This is a genomic window from Micromonospora sp. NPDC057141 (assembly GCF_042670805.1).
Classification (GTDB): domain Bacteria; phylum Actinomycetota; class Actinomycetes; order Mycobacteriales; family Micromonosporaceae; genus Micromonospora.
In genome coordinates this window covers 175115-196298 of record NZ_JBHUVA010000002.1, presented here as the reverse complement: position 1 = coordinate 196298, position 21184 = coordinate 175115, and the positions used below count along the sequence as shown (strand labels likewise).

The 21184-nt window shown below is 72.9% G+C and carries 19 protein-coding genes; 16 read left to right on the top strand and 3 right to left on the bottom strand.

Translation table 11 applies throughout. The features are described from left to right. Positions 1-45 precede the first annotated feature (45 nt). Complete coding sequence (locus ACFT41_RS02845) at positions 46-486, bottom strand: UDP-N-acetylglucosamine--LPS N-acetylglucosamine transferase (RefSeq protein ID WP_074479025.1); 441 nt, start codon at positions 484-486, stop codon at positions 46-48. 247 nt (positions 487-733) lie between these two features. On the opposite strand from ACFT41_RS02845, the gene ACFT41_RS02840 reads away from it, so the two are divergent. After that, a complete protein-coding gene (locus tag ACFT41_RS02840) occupies positions 734-1717 on the top strand; it encodes a sulfotransferase family protein (protein ID WP_377585743.1) in 984 nt (327 codons plus the stop codon). Between the two features lie 10 nt (positions 1718-1727). On the opposite strand, the gene ACFT41_RS02835 is transcribed toward ACFT41_RS02840, so the two are convergent. Then, positions 1728-2654, bottom strand: coding sequence for a hypothetical protein (locus ACFT41_RS02835; RefSeq protein WP_377585740.1), 927 nt, complete (start codon positions 2652-2654; stop codon positions 1728-1730). A gap of 203 nt (positions 2655-2857) precedes the next feature. Here ACFT41_RS02835 and ACFT41_RS02830 point away from each other — a divergent pair, with 203 nt between their 5' ends. The 15 genes from ACFT41_RS02830 (at position 2858) to ACFT41_RS02760 (ending at position 19617) form a co-directional block, all read left to right on the top strand. After that, positions 2858-4732, top strand: coding sequence for a lipopolysaccharide biosynthesis protein (locus ACFT41_RS02830; protein WP_377585738.1), 1875 nt, complete (start codon positions 2858-2860; stop codon positions 4730-4732). Beyond that, complete coding sequence (locus ACFT41_RS02825; RefSeq protein ID WP_377585735.1) at positions 4729-5721, top strand: DUF3048 domain-containing protein; 993 nt, start codon at positions 4729-4731, stop codon at positions 5719-5721. The genes ACFT41_RS02830 and ACFT41_RS02825 overlap by 4 nt, the downstream gene beginning before the upstream one ends. Then, positions 5718-7220: an O-antigen ligase family protein gene (locus tag ACFT41_RS02820; protein ID WP_377585732.1), complete on the top strand. Its 1503-nt coding sequence runs from the start codon at positions 5718-5720 to the stop codon at positions 7218-7220. Before ACFT41_RS02825 ends, ACFT41_RS02820 begins: the two co-directional genes overlap by 4 nt. Continuing rightward, positions 7220-8470, top strand: a complete 1251-nt coding sequence (locus ACFT41_RS02815) for a hypothetical protein (RefSeq protein WP_377585730.1) — start codon at positions 7220-7222, stop codon at positions 8468-8470. The genes ACFT41_RS02820 and ACFT41_RS02815 overlap by 1 nt, the downstream gene beginning before the upstream one ends. Continuing rightward, entirely contained in the window at positions 8467-9327 is an 861-nt protein-coding gene (locus ACFT41_RS02810; protein WP_377585727.1) for a sulfotransferase domain-containing protein, read from the top strand. Before ACFT41_RS02815 ends, ACFT41_RS02810 begins: the two co-directional genes overlap by 4 nt. Then, a complete protein-coding gene (locus tag ACFT41_RS02805) occupies positions 9315-10850 on the top strand; it encodes a lipopolysaccharide biosynthesis protein (protein ID WP_377585724.1) in 1536 nt (511 codons plus the stop codon). The genes ACFT41_RS02810 and ACFT41_RS02805 overlap by 13 nt, the downstream gene beginning before the upstream one ends. A gap of 76 nt (positions 10851-10926) precedes the next feature. Continuing rightward, positions 10927-11964 (top strand): glycoside hydrolase family 26 protein, encoded by a 1038-nt coding sequence (locus tag ACFT41_RS02800; RefSeq protein WP_377585722.1) that lies wholly within the window; start codon positions 10927-10929, stop codon positions 11962-11964. A 223-nt stretch (positions 11965-12187) separates the two neighbouring features. Further along, positions 12188-14203: a hypothetical protein gene (locus ACFT41_RS02795; protein ID WP_377585718.1), complete on the top strand. Its 2016-nt coding sequence runs from the start codon at positions 12188-12190 to the stop codon at positions 14201-14203. An 80-nt stretch (positions 14204-14283) separates the two neighbouring features. Next, the gene (locus ACFT41_RS02790; RefSeq protein WP_377585715.1) at positions 14284-14733 is read left to right on the top strand and encodes an NUDIX hydrolase; all 450 of its coding nucleotides are present in this window, start codon (positions 14284-14286) and stop codon (positions 14731-14733) included. After that, on the top strand, positions 14730-15500 hold the full coding sequence (locus ACFT41_RS02785) for a hypothetical protein (protein WP_377585712.1): 771 nt from the start codon (positions 14730-14732) through the stop codon (positions 15498-15500). The genes ACFT41_RS02790 and ACFT41_RS02785 overlap by 4 nt, the downstream gene beginning before the upstream one ends. Before the next feature lie 127 nt (positions 15501-15627). After that, the gene (locus tag ACFT41_RS02780) at positions 15628-16359 is read left to right on the top strand and encodes a sugar phosphate nucleotidyltransferase (RefSeq protein ID WP_377585709.1); all 732 of its coding nucleotides are present in this window, start codon (positions 15628-15630) and stop codon (positions 16357-16359) included. After that, on the top strand, positions 16347-17411 hold the full coding sequence (locus tag ACFT41_RS02775) for an iron-containing alcohol dehydrogenase family protein (protein WP_377585706.1): 1065 nt from the start codon (positions 16347-16349) through the stop codon (positions 17409-17411). The genes ACFT41_RS02780 and ACFT41_RS02775 overlap by 13 nt, the downstream gene beginning before the upstream one ends. Then, positions 17389-18108 carry a CDP-alcohol phosphatidyltransferase family protein gene (locus ACFT41_RS02770; RefSeq protein ID WP_377585703.1) on the top strand — a complete coding sequence of 240 codons (720 nt, stop codon included), beginning with the start codon at positions 17389-17391 and terminating at the stop codon, positions 18106-18108. The genes ACFT41_RS02775 and ACFT41_RS02770 overlap by 23 nt, the downstream gene beginning before the upstream one ends. A gap of 45 nt (positions 18109-18153) precedes the next feature. Next, positions 18154-18492, top strand: coding sequence for an alpha/beta fold hydrolase (locus ACFT41_RS02765; protein ID WP_377585700.1), 339 nt, complete (start codon positions 18154-18156; stop codon positions 18490-18492). Between the two features lie 312 nt (positions 18493-18804). After that, positions 18805-19617, top strand: a complete 813-nt coding sequence (locus tag ACFT41_RS02760; RefSeq protein WP_377585697.1) for a pectate lyase — start codon at positions 18805-18807, stop codon at positions 19615-19617. A gap of 292 nt (positions 19618-19909) precedes the next feature. Here ACFT41_RS02760 and ACFT41_RS02755 read toward each other — a convergent pair whose 3' ends face one another. Then, entirely contained in the window at positions 19910-21184 is a 1275-nt protein-coding gene (locus ACFT41_RS02755) for an MFS transporter (RefSeq protein WP_377586000.1), read from the bottom strand.

Sequence of the window (21184 nt, the reverse complement as noted above, 5' to 3'; positions counted from 1 at the left end):
TGCGGGGGGCCGGGGAGTTGCCGCGCTGGCGCGGGATGGGCAGGCTCACAGCAGGTTTCCCACCACGGTCGCCTTCGGGTAGAGCCGGCGCTGCTCCTCCCACTGCACGAGCATCGCGGAGAGGAACGGCCGGCACAGCCGGGCCGAGAGCGTCGGGGTGTCGATCCGGTCGTAGACCTCGATGTAGACCGTGGGGATGCCGCGCAGCCGGGCCACGATCACGAACGGCAGGGCGACCCCGGCGCCGGTGGTGACCACCGCGGCGACGTCCCGCCCCCGGAACACCCGCACGGCGAGCCAGAGGTTGCGGGCGAGGTTCTTCAGGTTGCGGGTGGTCGGGTGGTGGGCCCAGACGACGTCCTCACCGTCGAGCAGCGAGCGGGCGTCGGGGGTGTCGAAGGTCACCCAGGAGCGGGCCCGGTCGCGGTACCACGGCGCGAGTGCCACCAGTTGGGCGAGGTGCCCGCCGCTGGAACCGACGAGCATGACTTCACCAGACTCCACGTACACCCGCCTCCCGAGGGCCCCACCGCGCCCCGGGACGCGCCCACCGGGGGCGGTCGACCGGCGACGCGACGCCGCCACAATGTAGCGGCCTCCGGAACAGAAACATAAGTGGCGTTCACCATCATCCGGCCTGTCGGATGGTTGCCAGCAGGACCTTCCGCCAATGCCGGGCTCCCCCGTCCCGCACCTAGACTGCCGCTGACATCACCGGGCGAGGGGATCGCGGATGACCGACCAGACGGCCGAGGCAGCACAGGGTGCCGGCGACGGGGTGACCCCCGCCCCGGTCACCGTCCTCTACGTCTGCGGCATGCCGCGCAGCGGCTCCACGCTGCTCGACCTGATGCTCGGCCAGTTCGTCGGGCACTGCGACGTCGGCGAGCTGTTCTACCTGTGGCAGTCCGGCGTCGAGCGCAACTTCCGGTGCGCCTGCGGCGAGCACTTCGACGCGTGCCCGTTCTGGGGCGAGGTGGGCCGCCGGGCGTACGGCGGGTGGTCGGAGATCGACGTGGCCGACGTACGGGCGCTGCAACGCCGGGTCGACGCCACCGCCAAGATCCCGCTGATCGTGAACCCGGGCATGTCCACGGCCTTCCGGCGGGACCTGGACCGCTACACCGAGCTGCTGACGCGGCTCTACCGGGCGGTGCGGGAGGTGTCCGGGGCACAGGTGGTGGTCGACTCCACCAAACGCCCCTCGCTGGCGTACATCCTGGCCCGGGCCCCGCAGGTCGACCTGCGGCTGGTGCACGTGCTGCGCGACCCGCGCGGGGTGGCGTACTCGTGGAGCCAGGTGGTGGAGCTGCCCGAGGGCACCTCGGCCAAGGGCCGGATGAACCAGCGGTCGGCGCGGCTGACCGCCCGGCGCTGGGTCACCGTCAACGCGATGGTCGCCGCGCTCGGCCGCCGTGGCGTGCCCCGGGTCACCGTCCGGTACGAGGACCTGGTCCGCGACCCGCGCGGCGAGCTGGGCCGGATCGCGGCGCTGACCGCGGACGTGACCGGCGTCGTCGACCCGCTGGAGTTCCTCCGCGACAACGAGTTCGAGCAGGCCGGCTCGCACGCGGTGGCCGGCGGCCGGATCCGGATGCGCAGCGGCCCGATCACGCTGGCGCTGGACGAGAAGTGGCGCCGCGAGTACGCCCCGGGCCCGCGCCGCCTGGTCGGGGCGATGACCTGGCCGTTGCGCCGCCGCTACGGCTACCGCTGACGGGCTCCCCTCACACCGCGGCGGCCAGGTGGGCGTCGAGGGTGTCGAGCAGTTCCGGGGCCCGCTCGTAGTCGAACTTGCGGGCGAAGTGCGCCCCGCTGGCCAGTGCGAGGGGCAGGTCCTCGGCGGTCAGCGACTTGGGGTGGTTGAAGGTGCTGTCGCGGAAGTCGAAGTAGCGCTTGCAGTCCGGCACCAGGGTGAACCGGTCGGCGCTGCACACGATCGTCTGGAAGACCGCCTCGACCGGGGAGAGGCAGTGTCGGAAATATTCCACCACGTCCGGTCGCCGGTCGAAGTACTCCCGCAGGTAGGCCACCACGGGCCAGCTCAGCGAGGAGAACGCCGACCCGCCGTGCAGCCGCAGGTCGGGGCCGAACGGGGTGCGGGCCCGGCGGCCGACCGCCAGCCCGTACGACACGTGCAGCCGCACCAACGGCTGCACGCGGTTGACCGCCTGGAGCGGGCGGAGCAGCTTCTTGCCCCGGGGGCTGAGCGGCAGCAACCGGCGGTGCTGGAAGTGGTAGCGGGAGCGGACGCGGCTGCGCGGCCAGTGGCTCTCCGGCCCGAAGGCGTCCCAATATTCCATGAACCCGTCGGCGCCCGAGTCGACCAGCTCCGCCTCGCACTCGCCGAGCGGCCGGAGGGGGTAGTCCTGACCGGTGATGTTCACCAGCCAGTCGACCTGCACCCCCTCGTCGTTCAGCCAGTCGACGGCCGCCATGTAGCGGTCGACATGACTGAAGTCACCGTATCCACCCTCGTGCATCTGAACGGCGACGTCGGTCAGTGAACGCAGCTCGGCGAGGTCCGGCGGGGCGCCGTTCACGTCGTGGCTGACGTGCACAATGCTGTCGGGACTGTACTTCTTCACCGCGTGCACCAGCCGGTTCAGCTGCTCGGGCGACCGGTGGCTCTGGATGTGATAGCAAAACCGCACCCGCTCATCCTCCCCCTGCGACGCCGTTGCTGGAAAGCGACGCTTCGTCGGCTTCCCCTGACCGCCCGGATCAGGGAGACTCAGGTTTCCGCCGTGGCGCCGCTCGCCACGGACGACTGGCCGGTCCGGTCCAAAGGGAGCGACACACCCCGATGCCCTCGTCTCACCACGCCGATCTGCGCGACTCAGACGGCCCCACGCTGATGACCTACCTCGAGTGGCTGCGCCGCCGGTGGTGGATCCTCGTGGTGGCCGCGCTGCTCGGCGCGGGCGCCGGCATGCTGGTCAGCCAGGTGCAGACCCGCACGTACGTGTCGACCACGTCGCTGCTGGTCCGCCAGGTCGGCCCGGACGCCAACCCCGGCGCCAAGGTCAACCTCGACACCGAGGCACAGGTCGTCCGTTCCCTGGTGGTCGCCGAGCGGGCCCAGGCCCTGCTGAAGACCGACCTCCCCGCCGAGGACATGGTCCGGTCGCTGTCGGTCACCGTGCCGCCGAACAGCCAGGTGCTCCAGATCGCGTTCGAGGCGGGCAGCCCCGAGGCGGCGCAGGCCGGCTCGCACTCCTTCGCCCAGGCCTACCTGGACCTGCGGCTGGCCACGGCCACCCGGTCCCTGGAGAACGAGACCACCGCGCTCAAGCAGCAGATCTCCGAGACCAACAAGCAGCTCGCCGCCGTCGCCGGCAAGATCGCCGCCGCCCCGCCGAACTCGGCGGAGCGGGCCCGGGCCGAGGCCGACCGCAACGTGCTGACCAACCAGCTCGCCAGCCTCAACGGCCGGCTGAGCCCGCTGCTGAGCACCGCGCTCGACCCCGGCGAGATCATCTCCGACGCGCCGCTGCCCCGGAAGCCCAGCTCCCCGAACACCACCCTCAACCTGGCCAGCGGCCTCGGCGCGGGGCTGCTGTTCGGCATCGTGGTCGCCCTGGTGCTGGACCGGCTCGACACCCGGGTCCGACGCGGCCGGGACGTCGCCGACCGGCTCAACCTGCCGATGCTGCTGGAGCTGCCGACCGGCCAGGCCGGGCTGACCATCCTGCCGGCGGGCCACGAGGTCTCCCGCGAGCTGGGCCGGCTACGCAACGTGCTGCTGTCGACCATGCCCGAGCCGCAGCCCGGCCGGGGCCGCCAGCTGCTGCTCACCGACACCTCGCCCGGCCCGGCGGCCGGCTTCGTGGTCGGCAACCTCGCCGCCGCGTACGCCCGCACCGGCGCGCAGGTCGCGGTGGTCACGACCAAGCGGGACTCTCCGCTTCCCGCGATGCTCGGCGGGGTCAAGCCCCGGCACACCCTCGCCGACGTGCTGCGCCACGACGTGTCGGTGCTGACCGCGCTGACCCCGACTCCCGGCCTCGGCCAGCTGCGGGTGCTGTTCCCCGGCAACCTCGACACCGAGGTGGAGCTGCCCGTCGCCATGATGCTGGAGGTCCTCGGCGAGCTGGCCGCCCGCTTCGACCACGTGCTGATCGAGACGGCCCAGCCGACGGCGGCGGTGGAGGCGCAGGCGCTGGCCCGGCACGTCGACGGGGTGATCCTGGTGATCGAGGGCGGGCAGACCCGCAGCAGCGAGATCACCGCCGCGATGCACCAGTTCGAGCAGGTCGACGCGCCGGTGCTCGGCGCGGTGCTGGCCCCCCGGCTGGCCGAGCGCGTCCCGGCCCCGCCCGCCGCCCCGGCGGCGCGGCGCGACGGTCCGCCGTCGCCCCGCCCACGGGTAAACCCGGTGCCGTCGCAGGCCGGCCCGCCCAACATCGAGTCCACGATGATCCTCCCCCGCCCCGCCGCCAGCGCCCGGGACGGCCGGCCCTCGGCCGACGCCCGGGACGGCCGGCCCACCGCCGGCGGCCGGGACGCCCGCCCGGTCGGGCCGCAGGGGCCCGCCAGGCCGACGCCCACTCCCGCCCCGGCGGTCCAGATTCCGCCGCCCGCCCCGCCGGCGGCGGTTCCCCCGTCCCGGCCGACGACCCAGCCGAAGCCCCCGGGCAAGTCCACCGTCTACCGCTCGTCGCGGGACTCCGACGGCATCGACCCAGGCCGATACTCGATGGCCCTCGACCCGGTCGAGGACAGGGAGTGAACCGTCGGCGCGCCCTGGGCAACACGCTCGCGGTGGCGCTGGTCGCCGCGCTCGGCGCGGGCTGCGCCGAGGAGCAGCCGCCCGGGGCCACCAACGTGGTCGACCCGGGTTCTCCGGCCCCCCGGCCCACCCCGACCCCGAGCCTGCCGGCCGCGCCGCTGTCGGGAAGGCCGGTCACCGAGGAGGTGGCGGGCCGCCAGGCGGTGGTGGTGCCGGTGCGGGTGGCCGCCGGCACGAGCCCTGTCGGGCTGGCCGAGGCCGACGTGGTCTATCAGGAGTTCGCCGAGTCGGAGAGCCTGCACCTGACGGCGGTCTACCAGTCCCGGGACGCCGCGAAGGTGGGCCCGGTCGCGGAGATCCGCCCCGTGGACATCCGCACCGTCGGCGTGCTGCACCCCTTCGTCGGCTACGCGGGCGGGCCGACCGGCTTCCTCAACCAGTTCGCCGCCGCCGAGCTGAAGGGGGTCACCCCGGCGCAGCGCGACGCGGCGTTCCCGTCGGGTCAGGCGTCGACCGCCGCGCTGCGGGCGGCAGCCCCGAAGGGCGGTGCCGCGCCGACCCCGGTCCTCGACCACGCCACCCCGGGCGCGCCGCTGGCCAGCCAGGGCGTCAATCCGGCCGGCAAGCTGACCGTCGCCGCCCCCGGGCACCCCACGCAGACCTGGACGTACGACGCGGCCAGCGCGTCGTGGCGCGGCAAGGTGGGCAAGGTCACGGTGAGCGTCGCCTCGGTGGTGGTGCTCACGATGGAATACCGCACCCTCACCGTGCGCAAGCCGAGCCCCCGCTCGCTACCCGGGGCGAACGTGTACGGCTCCGGCGCGGCGCTCGTGGTGTCCGGCCCGTCCAGCGCCGCAGCGAACTGGAGCAAGCCGGGGCAGAAGCTGGTCTGCAACGTCACCGACGAGGGCGGCTTCCAGGTCCGGCCGCAGCCCGGACCGGCCTGGGTGATCTACGCCCCGAAGACCGCCAAGGTCAGCGTGACATGACCACGGCCGCCCCGCTCCGGCCGGCATCGGGACCGGAGCCGGCGCCGGCGGGACGGCGTCCGGCCGGCCCGCCGCAGCACCCCGCGCAGCATCCGCCGGAGGCGCCGGCCCGGCGCTGGTCGCTGCGGCTGCCCGTCGCCTGGCCGGTGACCGCGCTCTTCGTGCTCTACCCGGTGTGGTGGGCGCTGGGCCTGCCGTCGTTCATCTTCGCCATCCTCGCCGTCCCGATGGCCTTCCAGCTCTACCGGCGAGGCAACGTGAAGGTGCCGCCGGGCTTCGGGATCTGGCTGATCCTGCTGGCCTGGGTGGTGCTCTCGGGGCTGATGCTCGGCATCACCGCGCCCAACACGCTCCCCCCGAGCGGCTCCGGCCGGTTCATCGGCTGGGGCATCCGGGTGATGAACTACACCGCCCTGACGGTGACGATGCTCTACGTCCTCAACCTCAGCGAGCGGGAGCTGCCCCGGGGCCGGCTGGTGAAGCTGTTCGGCTTCATGGCCGTGGTCACCGTGATCGGCGGGTACGTGGGCGCGCTGTTCCCGCAGCTCAAGTTCGTCGCGCCACTGAACTTCATCCTGCCGTCCGCCATCGCCAAGGAACCGTTCGTCAACCGGCTGATGCACGTCGAGGTCGCCCAGGTGCAGGAGGTGCTCGCCGGGGAAGCCAGTTCGCCCCGCCCGGCCGCCCCCTTCGAATACACCAACACCTGGGGCGAGAACATGGCGATCCTGCTGATCTGGTTCATCGTCGGCTGGGTGGTCCTCGGCCGGGGGCCGCGCCGGCTCACCGGCTACCTCGTGGTCGTCGCCGCCGTCTTCCCGATCGTCTACTCGCTCAACCGGGGGCTGTGGATCGGGCTGGTGGTCGGCGCGGTGTACGTCGCGGTGCGGCTGGCGCTGCGCGGCCGGGTCGTCGTGCTGGTCGGGTTGGCGCTGGCGAGCGGGCTGATGGGGGTGGCGGTGCTCGCGTCCCCGCTGGGCGACCTGCTCAACGAGCGGATGGCCAACGGGCACAGCGACGACATCCGGGCCACCCTGTCCAGCGGCGCGGTCGAGGCGGCCAACCACTCGCCGGTGCTCGGCTACGGAGGCAACCGGGCCCTGATCGGCAGCAACCGGTCGATCGCGATCGGCAAGTCGGCCGAGTGCAAACAGTGCGGCAACCGGGAGCTGGGCAGCAACGGGCAGGTGTGGAACCTGCTGACCGGCCAGGGCTGGGTGGGCGCGTTCTGCTACAGCGCGTTCTTCCTCTGGTGCCTGTGGCGGTTCCGGCACGACCACACCCCGATCGGCATCGCCGGCAGCCTGGTGCTGATCCTGATGCTGTTCTTCCAGTTCCTCTACGGCTCGTTGAACACCACCCTGGCGTACGGGCTGATCAGCGTGGCCCTGCTCGCCCGCAACGACCTGCACCTGCGCGCCGAGCGCCGCGAGGCCCGGCTCGCCGCCGTCGAGGCCGCGCCCGCGCCGGGTGCCCGGCCCGAACGGCGGTTCCACTGATGCTCACCCCTCCCCCCGGCGCCGACGCGCGCGGCGCGTACCTGCCGGAACTGGCCGGCCTGGTCTGGCCGGCGCCGGCCCGACCGGCGCTGCGGCGCGGCGGCCGGGCCGGATTCGCGGTGGTCCCGTCGGCCGCGCGGCCCCGGCTGCTGGTGCCGGCGGGCTCCCGGCGGGCGGCGGCCGGCGCGGTGCGGCACTCCACGGAGGCGCAGAGCGCGAAGGCCCGGCTGCGCCGCGCGGTGCTGGCCACCGCGTTCCGCACCGGGCTCGGCCGGCTGGCGTTCCGGGACCGGCTGGTGGTCGACGCGGGCGGCGACGCGGGCGGCTCCGGCGGCGGCGCGCTCGACGCGCACCTGGCCGCGGTGCTGGGCCGTCCGGCGCTGCTGAGCATCCACATCGGGCCGGCACGGGCCAACCGCAAGCCGGTGGTCCAGCTCCTCGACGCCGCGGGCGTCCCGATCGGGTACGCGAAGCTCGGCGTCGACCCGCTCACCCGGGCCCTGGTCGAGGCGGAGGCGGCGGCGCTGGCCCGGCTGGCGACGCTGGAGCTGCCCGGCGTGCAGGTGGCCGAGGCGCTGCACCACGGCGTCTGGGGCGGGCACGCGCTGCTGGTGCAGAGCGCCCTGCCGGTGGGGCTGCCCCGGGCCGCGCCCGCGCCGGCCGCCGAGGCGGAGCGGGCCGCGATGGTGGCGGTGAGCCGCTGCGTCGGCGTGGACCGCCGCCCGTACGCCGGCAGCGCCCACGACCGGCGGCTGGAAGGCGAGCTGGCGGCGCTCGGGGACCGGCCGGAGGCGGCCCGGCTGCGGGCGGTGCTGGCCGAGGTGCGTCGGGTCGACCCGGTGCTGGGCCTGGGGGCCTGGCACGGCGACTGGAACGGCGGCAACAGCGCGGCCCTGGCCGACGGCCGGGTGCTGGTGTGGGACTGGGAGCGGTTCGCCGACGACGTGCCGCTGGGGTTCGACGCCCTGCACCGGCGGGTGCAGACGGCGATCACCCGGGCCGGGGTGGAGCCCAGGGCGGCGGCGGAGCGGCTGATCGCCGCCGCACCGGACGACCTGGCCCCGTTCGGCCAGCCGGCCGGGGTCGCCGACCTGGTGGCGGTGCTCTACTTGGTCGAGCTGGCGGCGCGCTACCTGCGCGACCGGCAGGCCGAGGCGGGGGCCCGGCTGGGACACGTGGACGCCTGGCTGCTGCCGGCGGTGGAGGATCATCTGGCCGGGCGGCCGGGTGCGGGAGGAGTGGCGAAGTGACGCAGGTCAAGGCACAGGCGCGGCGCGCGGTGCGGTCGGTGAGCCGGACGTACGGCCGGTGGACCGCCGGGTCGCGGCTCGCCCCCGACTTCCTGATCGTGGGTGCCCAGCGCTGCGGCACGACGTCGCTGTTCAAGACCCTGTCGCAGCACCCGGCGGTGCTGCCGGCGGTCTACCACAAGGGCGTGCACTACTTCGACACCGGCTACGACCGGGGGATGGACTGGTATCTCGGGCACTTCCCGACGGTGCGTCGGGCCGAGGCGGTCCGCGAGCAGGTCGGGGTGCGCGGGGTGACCGGGGAGTCGAGCCCGTACTACATGTTCCACCCGCTCGCGGGGGAGCGGATCGCGAAGGACCTGCCGGGCGTGCGGCTGCTGGTGCTGCTGCGGGACCCGGTGGAGCGGGCCTACTCGGCGCACACCCACGAGGCGGCGCGGGGCTTCGAGTCGGAGGGCTTCGAGCGGGCCCTGGAGCTGGAGCGGGAGCGGATCGCCGGGGAGCGGGAGCGGCTGCTCGCCGACCCGACGGCGCACAGCCACCACTTCCAGCACAACGCGTACCTGACCCGGGGCCAGTACGTGGAGCAGCTCGAACGCCTTGAGTCGATCTTCGGGCGGGACCGGCTGCACGTGATCGACGCGGACGACTTCTTCGCCGAGCCCCGGCCGGCGTTCGACGCGGTCTGCGACTTCCTCGGCCTGCCGCACTGGGCGGACATCTCGTTCGGCAAGCACAACGCGCGGTCCCGCTCGCCCATGGATCCGGCGCTGCGTGCCCGCCTGGAGGAGCACTTCGCCCCGTACGACGAGCGGTTGAGCGCCTGGTGGGGACGCGTGCCGTCGTGGCGACGGTAGCCCCGGCCCGGTCGGCCGCCGGGGAGCTGGGCGGCGCGGCCCGGCACGGGGTCGCGAACCTGCTCGGGGTGGCGGTCGCGGCGGTCGCCGGGTTCGGCCTGAACATCGTCGTCACCCGCAGCTGGTCCATGTCGGACGCCGGCCTCTTCTTCGCCGCCACCAGCGCTTTCATGATCGCGTACGCGGCGGCGCGGCTGGGCACCGGCGTCGGCTCGGTCTACTTCATCAGCCGCTACCGCACCCTGGGCCAGCCGGAGCGGCTGCGCGCGTCGGTGCTGGTGGGGGTGCTGCCGGTGCTGGGCGTCGGCACGCTGATCGCGGCGGCCGGCTGGTGGGCGGCCCCCCGGATCGTGACGCTGACGTTCGACGAGCCGGTGCCCGGCGCGGTGCGCGCGCTGCGGGTGCTGCTCGTCTTCGTGCCGGTGGCGGCGCTCTGCGACTTCGCCCTGGCCGCCTGCCGGGGCTTCGGCAAGATGCGCCCGCTGCTGCTGATCGAGCGGCTCGGCCGGACGGGGCTGCAACTGGCCGGGGTGGGGCTCGCCGCCGTCCTCGGCCTGTCGGCGACGACGGCGCTGCCGCTGGCCTGGGTCGCGCCCTACCTTCCGGCCGCGCTGGTCGGCACGGTGTGGCTGGCCCGGCTGGTGCGGCGCGCGGAGCGGGGCGCACAGGCCCCGGCGGTGTCGCTGCGCGAGGAGTTCGCGCCGTACTGGCGCTACAGCGGGCCCCGGGCGCTGAGCGGGCTGGCCCAGATGGCGGTGCAGCGGCTCGACATCGTGCTGCTCGGCGCGCTGCGCGGGCTGTCCGAGGCGGCGCTCTACACGGCGGCCACCCGGTTCCTCGCCCTCGGGCAGCTCTCCGGGCAGGCGCTCTCCACCGCCGTGCAGCACCGGCTGGCCGAGCACCTGGTGCGCGACGACCGGGCCGCGGCGGGCCGGCTCTACCAGGCCGCGACGGGCTGGCTGGTGCTGCTGGCCTGGCCCGCCTACCTGCTGTTCGCGGTGTTCGCCGAGCCGATGCTGCACCTGTTCGGCGAGGGATACTCCGCCGGGGCACGGGTGACCGTGTTCCTCGCCCTGACGATGCTGGTGGCCACCGGCTGCGGCATGGTCGACACGGTGCTCAACATGGCCGGACGCACGTCCTGGACGTTCTACAACGCGCTGGCCGGCACCCTGGTCAACGTGGTGCTGAACGTGCTGCTCATCCCGCGCTTCGGCATCATGGGCGCGGCGATCGCCTGGTCGGCGTCCATCCTGATCACCAACCTGGTGCCGCTGGCGCAGCTGCACCACGCGTACCGGCTGCACCCGTTCGGCCGGGGCACGCTCGCCGCCGCCGGCCTCGCGGTGGCGTGCTTCGGCGTGCCGGCGTTGATCGCCCGCGCGGTGCTCGACGCCGGGCCGGTCACCCTCGCGGTGCTCGCGGTGCTCGGCACCGCCGGGTATCTCGCCGGTGCGTGGCGGCTACGCCGGGTGCTCCAGCTCGACGCGTTGCGGGCCCTGCGCCGGGGCCGCCGACGCTGAGGCCCGGCACGGGTCTCACAGCCACGGAGACGACCGCCGTCGGGCACGCCGGCGGCATGGGAAGGTGCGGCAGACGATGAAGCGGTTCCACAGGGCGGCGGCGCTCCTGCTCGCCTCGGCGCTGGCCGTCACGGCCTGTTCCGAGCAGGCCCCGGACTTCGTGCCGCCCCCGTCCGGCGCCGCGCCGACGGTGTCCCCCCGCGCGACGGACGACCTGGCCACCACGGGCCGGGGCCCGGAGCTGCCCGAGAAGGGCGCGTGGCTGGGCGCGTGGGTGAAGCCGGACTGGCAGACCCCGGAGGGGCGGGTGGAGGCGCTGACCGCGTTCGCCGCCCAGACCCAGGGCAAGGTGGCCCTGGCGCACATGTTCCACGAGTGGGAGGACGACTTCCCCGGCCCCACCGAGCAGGCCTTCCAGGCGGCCGGGAAGCTCCAGATGATCTCCTGGTCGGGCGCCGACACCCGGTCGATCCGGGACGGCGTCTACGACCAGCTCATCCGGCAACGGGCCGAGAAGATCAAGCAGTTCGGGGTGCCGCTGCTGCTGCGCTGGCGGTGGGAGATGGACCGCCCCAACCTGCAGCAGAGCGTCCACTCGCCGGAGGACTACGTGGCGGCCTGGAAGCGCATCCGGGGCATCTTCACCGAGGTCGGCGCGACCAACGCCGCCTTCGTCTGGTGCCCGCACGTGCAGGGGTTCGTCGACCCCTCCCGCGACGCCGCCGCGTACTATCCGGGCGACGACCAGGTCGACTGGCTCTGCACGGACGTCTACCCGGGCAAGGGGTTCGAGGGCTTCGCCCCGCAGATGGACACGTTCATGGCGTTCGCCGCCCAGCACCCGCGTCCGATAGTGATCGGTGAGTTCGGGGTCACCTACCCGGGCTCGCCGGGGCAGCGCGGCGCGTGGCTGCGCGAGGCCGGCGACTACATCAAGCGGCACCCGCAGATCAAGGCCGTCGTCTACTTCGCCGCGAAGCAGACGAAGCCCGCGTACGACAGCACCTTCAACGACGACCCGGACGGGCTCGCCGCGTTCCGGGAACTGACGGCCGACCCGTGGTTCTCCGCGCCGCCGCCACCCACCCCGGCGCACGGCCCGCGCACCCAGTGACCTCGTCTTTTCGTCCGGCCGGCCCGGCTGCACCGACGGCGGCGACCAGGTGGTCGGACACAACACGCCGTGCGGGCTGGACGCCGGGCGTGTTGTGCGCCATCGTGTCATCGAGCTTTCCGTCCCCCGGCCGGCGCCTCACCGGCCGGCGGTCACCGAACGGGTTCGCCCGCTCGCACGGAGGCACCTCACACCGATCTCCGCCGTTCATCCGGAGTTGCCCGTGGTCCGTTTCCCGGCGCTTGGTCGCCGACCTCTCGCGGTCCTGACCGCCGCCGCCCTGACCGTTTCCGGCGTCCTCGTCGCCGGCCCGGCCCCTGCGGCGCCCGACCACACCACCGTGGTCGGCGCGGTCCCCTCCGCCCTCAGCCCGAACATCGTGGACGGCACCGTCTTCGCCATCCACGACGCCGGCAGCAAGGTCCTCGTCGGCGGCTCGTTCACCCAGGTGAAGAACCGCAACTCCGACGAGACGATCGCCCGCAACTACGTGCTGGCGTTCGACAAGGCCACCGGCCAGGTGGACACCGCGTTCGCCCCGGTGGTCGACAACGAGGTCTACGACATCCTCGCCGGCCCGACCGCCGGCACCGTCTACCTCGCCGGCAAGTTCAACAGCGTCAACGGCACCAACCGCCGCAAGCTGGCCCTGCTCGACCTGGCCGACGGCAGCGTGGTCACCAGCTTCCCCAACCTGGCGTTCAACGGCCTCGTCAACGACGTCGTCAAGGTCGGCAGCCGGCTGCTCGTCGGCGGCATCTTCACCACCGCCGCCACGAAGCCGCGCGCCGGCCTCGCCTCGCTCGACGCCGTCACCGGCGTGGTGGACGACTACCTCACCACCTCGCTGACCGAGCACCACAACTACGACGGGGTCAGCGGCGCGAACGCCGGCGTCGGGCCCGAGAAGCTGGCCGTCTCGCCCGACGGCACCCAGCTCGTGGTGATCGGCAACTTCAAGAAGGCCGACGGGGTGCTGCACGACCAGGTGGTCCGGATCACCCTGGGCGCGTCCGCCGCGACCGTGTCGTCGTGGAACACCAACCGGTTCGAGCCGCGCTGCGCCTGGAAGTCGTTCGACTCGTACGTGCGGGACGTGAGCTTCTCCCCCGACGGCAGTTACTTCGTCATCGTCAGCACGGGAGCGCCGTCCGCGGGGACGCTCTGCGACGCGGCGGCCCGCTGGGAGACGTCGTCCACCGGCACCACGGTCCAGCCGACCTGGGTCAACTACACCGGCGGCGACACGTTCCTCTCCGTGGGCATCACCGAGCAGGCGATCTACGTCGGCGGCCACTTCCGCTGGCTCAACAACACCTCCTCCACCGACTCGGCGTACCCGGGTGCCGTGGCCCGGCCCAGCATCGCCGCGCTCGACCCGCTCAACGGCCTGCCGCTGTCGTGGAACCCGGGCCGGCACCCGCGCGGCTACGGCGTGGCGAAGCTGCTGGTCACCCCGGAGGGCATCTGGCTGGGCTCCGACCAGGAATACATCGGCAACTTCCAGTACCGCCGGGGCCGGATCGCGTTCTTCCCGCTCAGCGGCGGGGCCGCCCCGCACTCCACCGCCACCGCCGCCCTGCCCGGCAACATCTACCAGGCCGGGCTGGGCTTCGGCGCGGCCAACAACGTGCAGCGCCGGTCGTACGACGGGGCGAGCGCGATCGGCGCGGCCACCGCCGTCGCCAACCCCGACGGCACCGTCTGGTCGTCGGCGAAGAGCGCCTTCTGGGTCGGCGGCACCCTGTTCTACGGGATGAGCGGCGCGCTGTGGCGGCGCACCTTCGACGGCACCACCTTCGGCACGCCCGAGCAGGTCGACCCGTACCACGACGCGCTGTGGGACACGGTGGTGACCGGCTCCGGGCCGGAGGGCCAGACGTACGCCGGCAACACGGTGAGCTTCTACCCGGAGATCAGCAACGTGACCGGCATGTTCTACACCAACGGCCGGCTCTACTACACCCTCAGCGGGCAGAGCGGCCTGTACTGGCGGTGGTTCAGCCCGGACAGCGGCACCGTCGGGGCGGACAAGTTCACCGCGGCCGGGACCGGCTTCGCCGACTCCGGCGGGGTCTTCGTCTCCGGGGACCGGATCTACCTGGTCAGCCGGCTCCTGGGCAGCCTGTCCTCGGCCAGCTGGGTCAACGGCGCGCCGTCGGGCAGCTGGACGGTGCGCAGCAACCGCCTCCTCAACGGGATCGACTGGCGGGCGAAGGCGGTCTTCGTCGGGCCGTGACCCGAGCACGACGCCAGCGGTGACGAGCCGGGGCCGTACGGGGCATCGCCCTGACGGCCCCGGCTCGCTACTGTCGTGACGTGCCCACCGAGCCTCTCCGCTGCGCCGGCGCGCTGATCGTCGACGACGACGGCCGCCTCTTCTTCCAGCGCCGGTCCCCGCAGCGGGTCCTCTTCCCCGACACCTGGGACATCGTCGGCGGCCACCTGGAACCGGGCGAGGAGATCGAGGACACACTGCGCCGCGAGGTCACCGAGGAGACCGGCTGGACGGTGTCGCACGTTCTCGGCCCGGTCGGCGAATACCGGTGGACCGGCAACGACGGCCTGGCCCGCGTCGAGAGCGACTTCCTCGTCCGGGTCGACGGCGACCTGAGCCGCCCCCGGCTGGAGGAGGGCAAGCACACCGAGTTCCGCTGGCTGACCGAGCGGGACCTGGCCGTGCTGGACGAGCACCGCGACGTCAACGACGGGCTGATCCGGCGGATCGCCGAGGACGGCTTCGCGGCGCTGCGCTCGATCGGTCTGTGAGCGACGACGTCGAGCTTCCGCCGCACCGGTTCGCCGGGCTGGTCGCCCCGGCGGTCGACCGGGTCTTCGCCGCCGGCATCCTCGCCGGGCGCGACGGGGGCGGCGCGGAGCTGAGCCAGCGGTACGGCGGGCCGGCGGCCACCGGTTTCCTCGTCGAGTTCCGCACCCGGCTGGCCGCGCCGGGCGGGACGGTCGACCCGGCGGGCTTCGCCGCGGTGACCCGGTACCGGGACCCGGCCGCCTGCCAGCGGGCGCTGGACAAGCAGGTCGCGTACGGGATGCTGCACCGCCGCCCCGACGGCTGCCTCTGCGCCACCGAGCGCGGCCTCGCCTTCCTCGACGAGCTGTTCCAGGTGCACGCCGAGGTGACCGAGGAGCTGTGGGTGGGGCACGACGAGCGGGTGCTCCGGCTGGTCGAGGTGCTCGGCCGGCTGCTGGCGCACGCGCTGGTCAGCGCCGAGGAGGAGACCGACGTGCTGGGCGACGCGTTCGCGGTGACCGCACCGCCGTACGAGCCGGACGGCACCGCGCCGGGGGTGCTGCTGCTCAACCGGCTGGGCACGCTGCGCTACCACCGGGCCGACGCGCACGCGGCGGCGTGGACGGCGGCGGGGCACACCGCGCTGAGCGTCGACGAGCTGCCGGCGGGGCCGGAGCGGCTGGCCATCGAGCTGGAGACGGACCGCCGGGCGGCCGGCCCGTACGCGGCGCTGACCGCCGAGGAGCGGCTGACGATGCTGGCGGACCTGGCGGCCCTGCCGGGCTGACGTCGGGGTCGCGGCGCGGCCCTGCCGGGCTGACGCACCGGTTGACGGCGGGCGCGGTCCGCCCCGGCGCTATCCTCCACCGGTGACCCGGAGACGTGCTCCGGAGACGTACCAAGGAGGCGGTCGCATGATCGGGATGGTCCTCGCGGCCGGTGCGGGGCGCCGGCTGCGCCCGTACACCGACACCCTGCCCAAGGCGCTGGTGCCGGTGGACGGTGACACCACCATCCTGGACATCGCGCTGCGCAACCTCGCCGAGGTCGGCCTCACCGACGTGGTGATCGTCGTCGGGTACGCCGCCGACGCGGTCGTGACCCGCCAGGCGGAGCTGGAGAAGCGGCACGGCGTCACGATCACCCTCGTGCCCAACGACAAGGCCGAGGAGTGGAACAACGCGTACTCGCTCTGGCTGGCCCGGGAGCACTTCGCCAAGGGCGTGCTGCTGGTCAACGGCGACACCGTGCACCCGGTGAGCGTGGAGCGGACGCTGCTGGCCGGGCGCGGGCCGGGCATCCTGCTCGCCGTGGACACGCTCAAGACGCTGGCCGAGGAGGAGATGAAGACCACCTTCGACGCCGCCGGGCAGCTCACCCGGATCACCAAGCTGATGGACCCGGGCGAGGCGTACGGGGAGTACATCGGCGCGACGCTGATCGAGCCGCAGGTGGCCGACGCGCTCGCCGACGCCCTGGAGGCGACCTGGCGGCGGGACCCGAACCTCTACTACGAGGACGGCTACCAGGAGTTCGCCGAGCGCGGCGGGGAGGTACGGGCCGCGCCGATCGGGGACGTCTCCTGGGTGGAGGTCGACAACCACGCCGACCTGGCCCGGGCGCGGGAGATCGCGTGCCGCTACTAGCCCGCACGATCCTCACGCCGCTGCACATCGACGTGCGGCGGGGTGCGGTGGCGGACCTGGCGGCGATCCTCGCCGACGGGCGGATCTCCTCCGGCGGGGACGTCGCCGTGGTGGTGGGGCCGGGGCAGGGCGGGCAGATCGCCGAGCTGATCCGCCCGTCGCTGCGTTCGGCCGACGTGTTCACCGTGGCCGGAGGCACCCTGGAGGCCGCCGACGACCTGGGCGGGAAGCTGCGCGCCCGGTCGTACGACGCGGTGGTGGGCATCGGCGGCGGCAAGACCATCGACGTGGCGAAATACGCGGCCACCCGGCGCGGCCTGCCCATGGTGACCGTGGCGACGAGCCTGGCCAACGACGGCATCGCCTCCCCGGTGGCGTCGCTGATCACCGGCGGGATCAAGGGCTCCTACGGGGTGCACATCCCGATCGCCGTGATCGTGGACCTCGACTTCGTGGAGGCCGGGCCGGAGCGGCACAACCGGGCCGGCATCGGCGACGTGGTGAGCAACATCAGCGCGCTGGCCGACTGGGAGCTGGCCCGCCAGGTACGCGGCGAGCCCGTCGACGGCCTGGCCGCGTCGCTGGCCCGGATGGGGGCCGAGGCCGTCCTCGCCCACCCCGGCGACATGACCGACGACGCGTTCGTCATCGTGCTCGCCGAGGCGTTGATCTCCAGCGGCCTGGCGATGGCGGTGTGCGGGACGTCCCGCCCGTCCAGCGGCGGCTGCCACGAGATCATGCACGCGATCGACGCGCTCTTTCCCGGCACCGCCTCGCACGGCGAGCTGGCCGGCCTCGGCGCGCTGTTCTGCACTTTCCTGCGCGGCGACGAGCGCCGGTTCGCGGAGATGTCGGCCTGCCTGTCCCGGCACAACCTGCCCCGGCTGCCGGCCGAAGTCGCGCTCACCGACGACCAGTTCGTCGAGGCGGTGCAGTTCGCGCCGGCCACCCGCCCCGACCGGTACACCATCCTGGAGCACCTGGCGATGTCGGCTACCGAGACGCGGGAGCGGCTGGCAGACTACGCCGGTGCCCTCCGCGACCTTGGCTGATCCCGCCCGCCCCTCCGTAGCCGACTTCCACCGGGTCAACCGGGGCGGCGGCCTGTTCAGCGAGTCGATCAGCCAGTGGCTGGGCGCGGTGTTCGCACTGGTCGCCCAGCGGCTCGGGCTGCGCCCCACGGCGCTGACCATCGCCAACCTGGTGCTGGGCCTGGCCACGTCGGTGACCGTGGTGGCGCTCGCCGACCGGGTCGCCGCCGGCACCGCGCCGGCGTGGGCGGTGGGGCTGGCCGCGCTGGTCGGCTGGCAGGTGGCGTACTCGCTGGACTGCGCCGACGGGCAGCTCGCCCGGGTGACCGGGGCGGGCAGCGCGGCGGGCGCCCGGGTCGACGTGCTGTGCGACGTGGCCGCCCAGATCGCCCTGGTCGCCGCGCTGTCCGCCACGGCCGTGGCGCAGCGCCCGGAGACGCCGACCTGGCTGGTCGCGCTCTTCGCGGGCACCTGGATGGTCAACCTGGTGACGTCGGTGATGCAGTCCGGCCCGAACGCGGCCAGCATGGTCACCTCGACGTCGCTTCCGGTGCGCCTGGTGAAGCTGGTCCGCGACTACGGCGCGGTGATCTTCGTGGCGGGCCTGGTGCTGGCGTTCGCCCCGGCCCTCACCCTCTGGGTGATCGTGGCGTTCACGGTGGTCAACGGCGGCTTCCTCCTGGCGAGCATCGCCTTCTCCGCCCGCGCTTCGTTGTAAGGAAGGGCACCTTGTTAACGCTTTCTGTATAGCAGGGGCCCCTTCTTGACCGCCGCTGGGCGGGAGGACCAGTCGTGGCACCTCGACTGGGAGCGGATGAGCCGGCCCGGCAACATCGACGCGCAGTTCGCGCTGTTCAGCGACTACGCCAGCCACCGGGCGTGGTTCGACGAGATCGCCGCGTACCACCGTGCCCACCAGCCGCCGGCGCTCGTGCTGTGGGGACGGCACGACGCATACTTCGACGTCGACGAGGTCCTCGCCTACCACCGCGCCCTCGACCGCATGGACGCGCACGTCTACGACGCCGGGCACTTCCTGCTGGAGACGCACGCGGTCGAGTGCGCCACGCTCATGCGGGCGTTCGTCCTCGACAACACGTGACAGGTCCGCCCCGGTCGCGCGGTACGGGGGCGGGGAACAGTTGCTGTCCAAGATTCCCGGCGCTGTGGGCGGGTGGCCTGAAGCTGAGGTGAGCGCCGCATCGTCGTGACCAGGTCGCCACCATGCGTGACTATCGCGTACGGATTTCGGCGTCCGCGACGGGAAACTCTTCCGCGCCATCGATGGGTGTCGTACTGTGTCAACCCGTAGGCAAGCGCTTTCCTGGTGCGTGCGGCGCGTACCGGAAAAGCGCCCCCACACGCACGCACGTCCGACACCACCACCCGTCCCTTGATCCAATTCGGAGGACACGTGACCACAACACGTGAGAACGGCGCGACGCCACGCCACCGGCGCTGGCGGCTCGCCCTGCTGCCGTTCGTCACCGCAGGACTGGTCGCCACCGGCCTGGCCGTGACCCAGACCGGCGCGCAGGCCGCCACCTGGCCGACGCCCAAGAGCACCACGACCGTGACCAGCACCCAGTCGATCAGCGGCACCAAGGACTTCGGCCTGGTGCGGTACAAGGCCGGCGGCGCGATGGGCGACGGCGGCCAGAGCGAGAGCCAGAAGCCGATCTTCGAGCTGGCCGACGGAGCCGTGGTCAAGAACCTGATCATCGGCTCGCCGGCCGCCGACGGCATCCACTGCAAGGGCAGCTGCACGTTGATCAACGTGTGGTGGGAGGACGTGGGCGAGGACGCCGCCACGTTCAAGGGCGGCTCGTCGGCGAACTACACCGTCGACGGCGGCGGTGCCCGGTCCGCCTCCGACAAGGTGTTCCAGCACAACGGCGGCGGCAAGCTGACCATCAAGAACTTCGACGTCAGCAACTTCGGCAAGCTCTACCGGTCGTGCGGCAACTGCTCGACGCAGCACAAGCGGACGGTCGTCATCCAGAACGTCACCGTCACCGCGCCCGGCTCGTCGCTGGCCGGCATCAACACCAACTACGGCGACACCGCGACCTTCTCGGGCATCACCATCTACGGCGACAGCAGCAGGAAGATCTCCATCTGCGACCGCTACACCGGCAACAACACCGGCAAGGAGCCCGTCAAGACGGGCAGCGGAGCCGACGGTACGTACTGCAAGTACACGTCGTCGAACATCGTCTACAAGTAGGGCCAGGAGAGCACAGTCCGGCCGGAGGCCGAGGCGGGCCGCGCACACATCGTGCGCGGCCCGCCGCCTCGTCGGCACCAGCCAGGAGGAAGGATCGGTCCTATCTCGGACGCATTCGCCCCGGCATCTGGCCAACGTCGGGGCTTATGCCCCGGGATGCACTCGGGTGACACGTGCGTTCAGTCATCGACGTCTGCCGTGGTGCGGGTAGCTCGCTCCCGTCGCGCGACGGCGGGCGAAGGCTCGCGACAGTACTGATGATGACGGGTGTTGTCGCCGCTCACCGGCGGGCCTAACGGGACGGCCGTAGCTGGATGCGGCGTACGTATGTACTGGTCGTGCAGGCAATGGCGCCGATTAGGGTCAGCGTCGCGGCGAACAGGAAAGCGGTTCGTAGGCCAGCCTGCTCGGTGATCAGCGCTGCAGCGGCAATCGACAGGGGTGCCACGCCGACGGTGGCAAGGCCGAACAGGCTCATGAGTCGGCCCAGGAGGTTTTCGGGGGTTGTGGTTTGGATGATGGGTACGACTATTCCGGCGACGACGCCGCCGACGACGCCGACGGCGAACGACAGGCTCAGGGTGAGGTAGAGGCTGTGGGCATCGGCGAACAGCGCCATGACGGCGCTGCCGGTGAGCGCCGCACCGGCGACGATCAATCCGGGCCGGGGGGCGCGAGAGACGATGATCAGCACCAGGGCGGCGGCTGCGGCACCTGCGCCGAAGACCGCAACGAGCCATCCCAGGCCTTGGGCTCCCCATCCGCGGTCTACGGCGAGGGCGGGGAAGGCTGTGTTGATGACGCCGTTGACGGCGAACTCGAGAAGAGCGACCAGCAGGAGGAGGTTGCGGGCCACGGGGTCGGCGACGGCGTAGCGCAGCCCGTCGGTCACCTGCCGCAGGATGCTCTCCGGCACCTGATGTGGAGACGTTTCGCTGCGGACACGCAGGACGGCCAGGGCTGCGGCCGACAGGACGAAGGTCGCAGCGTTGATGGCGAAGGACAGCGATGGGCCGCTCATCGCGAGCAGGAGACCGCCCAGGGGGGCTCCGAACAGCACGGCGATCCGTGTGCCGAGGGCACGGATATTCTGCACGCGCACGAGCTGCTGCTGCGGTACGACACGGGGCGTTAGCGATCCGGTCGCAGGGTAGAACAGCGCGTCGATGATGCCGAAGCTGACTGCCAGCGCCAGCAGTAGCGCAATCGAATGGGGAGCAGCAGCTGCGATAGTGGCGGCCGCGATCATCAGCAGAGCTCGCAGCATGTCGCTGGTGAGGGCTACGCGGCGGGGGCCAAGTTTGTCGACGATGGCGCCGCCGAAGAGCATCAGCAGCGCCCGAGGCAGGGCGCCGGCGGCGAGGACGAGGCCAACGCCTTTCGGTCCTGCCGCTTGCACCGCGGTCCAGGCGATGGCGAGGAAGAATATCTGGTCGCCGATGAGAGAGACGGGCTCGGCGGTCAGCCACAGCGACAGCCTCCACAGCGGCTGCGGCACAACAGTGGCGTCGGCCGCCGTGTGGGCTGCGGACGAGGCGGTGGTGTCGCGGGAATCGGTGTCAGTCAT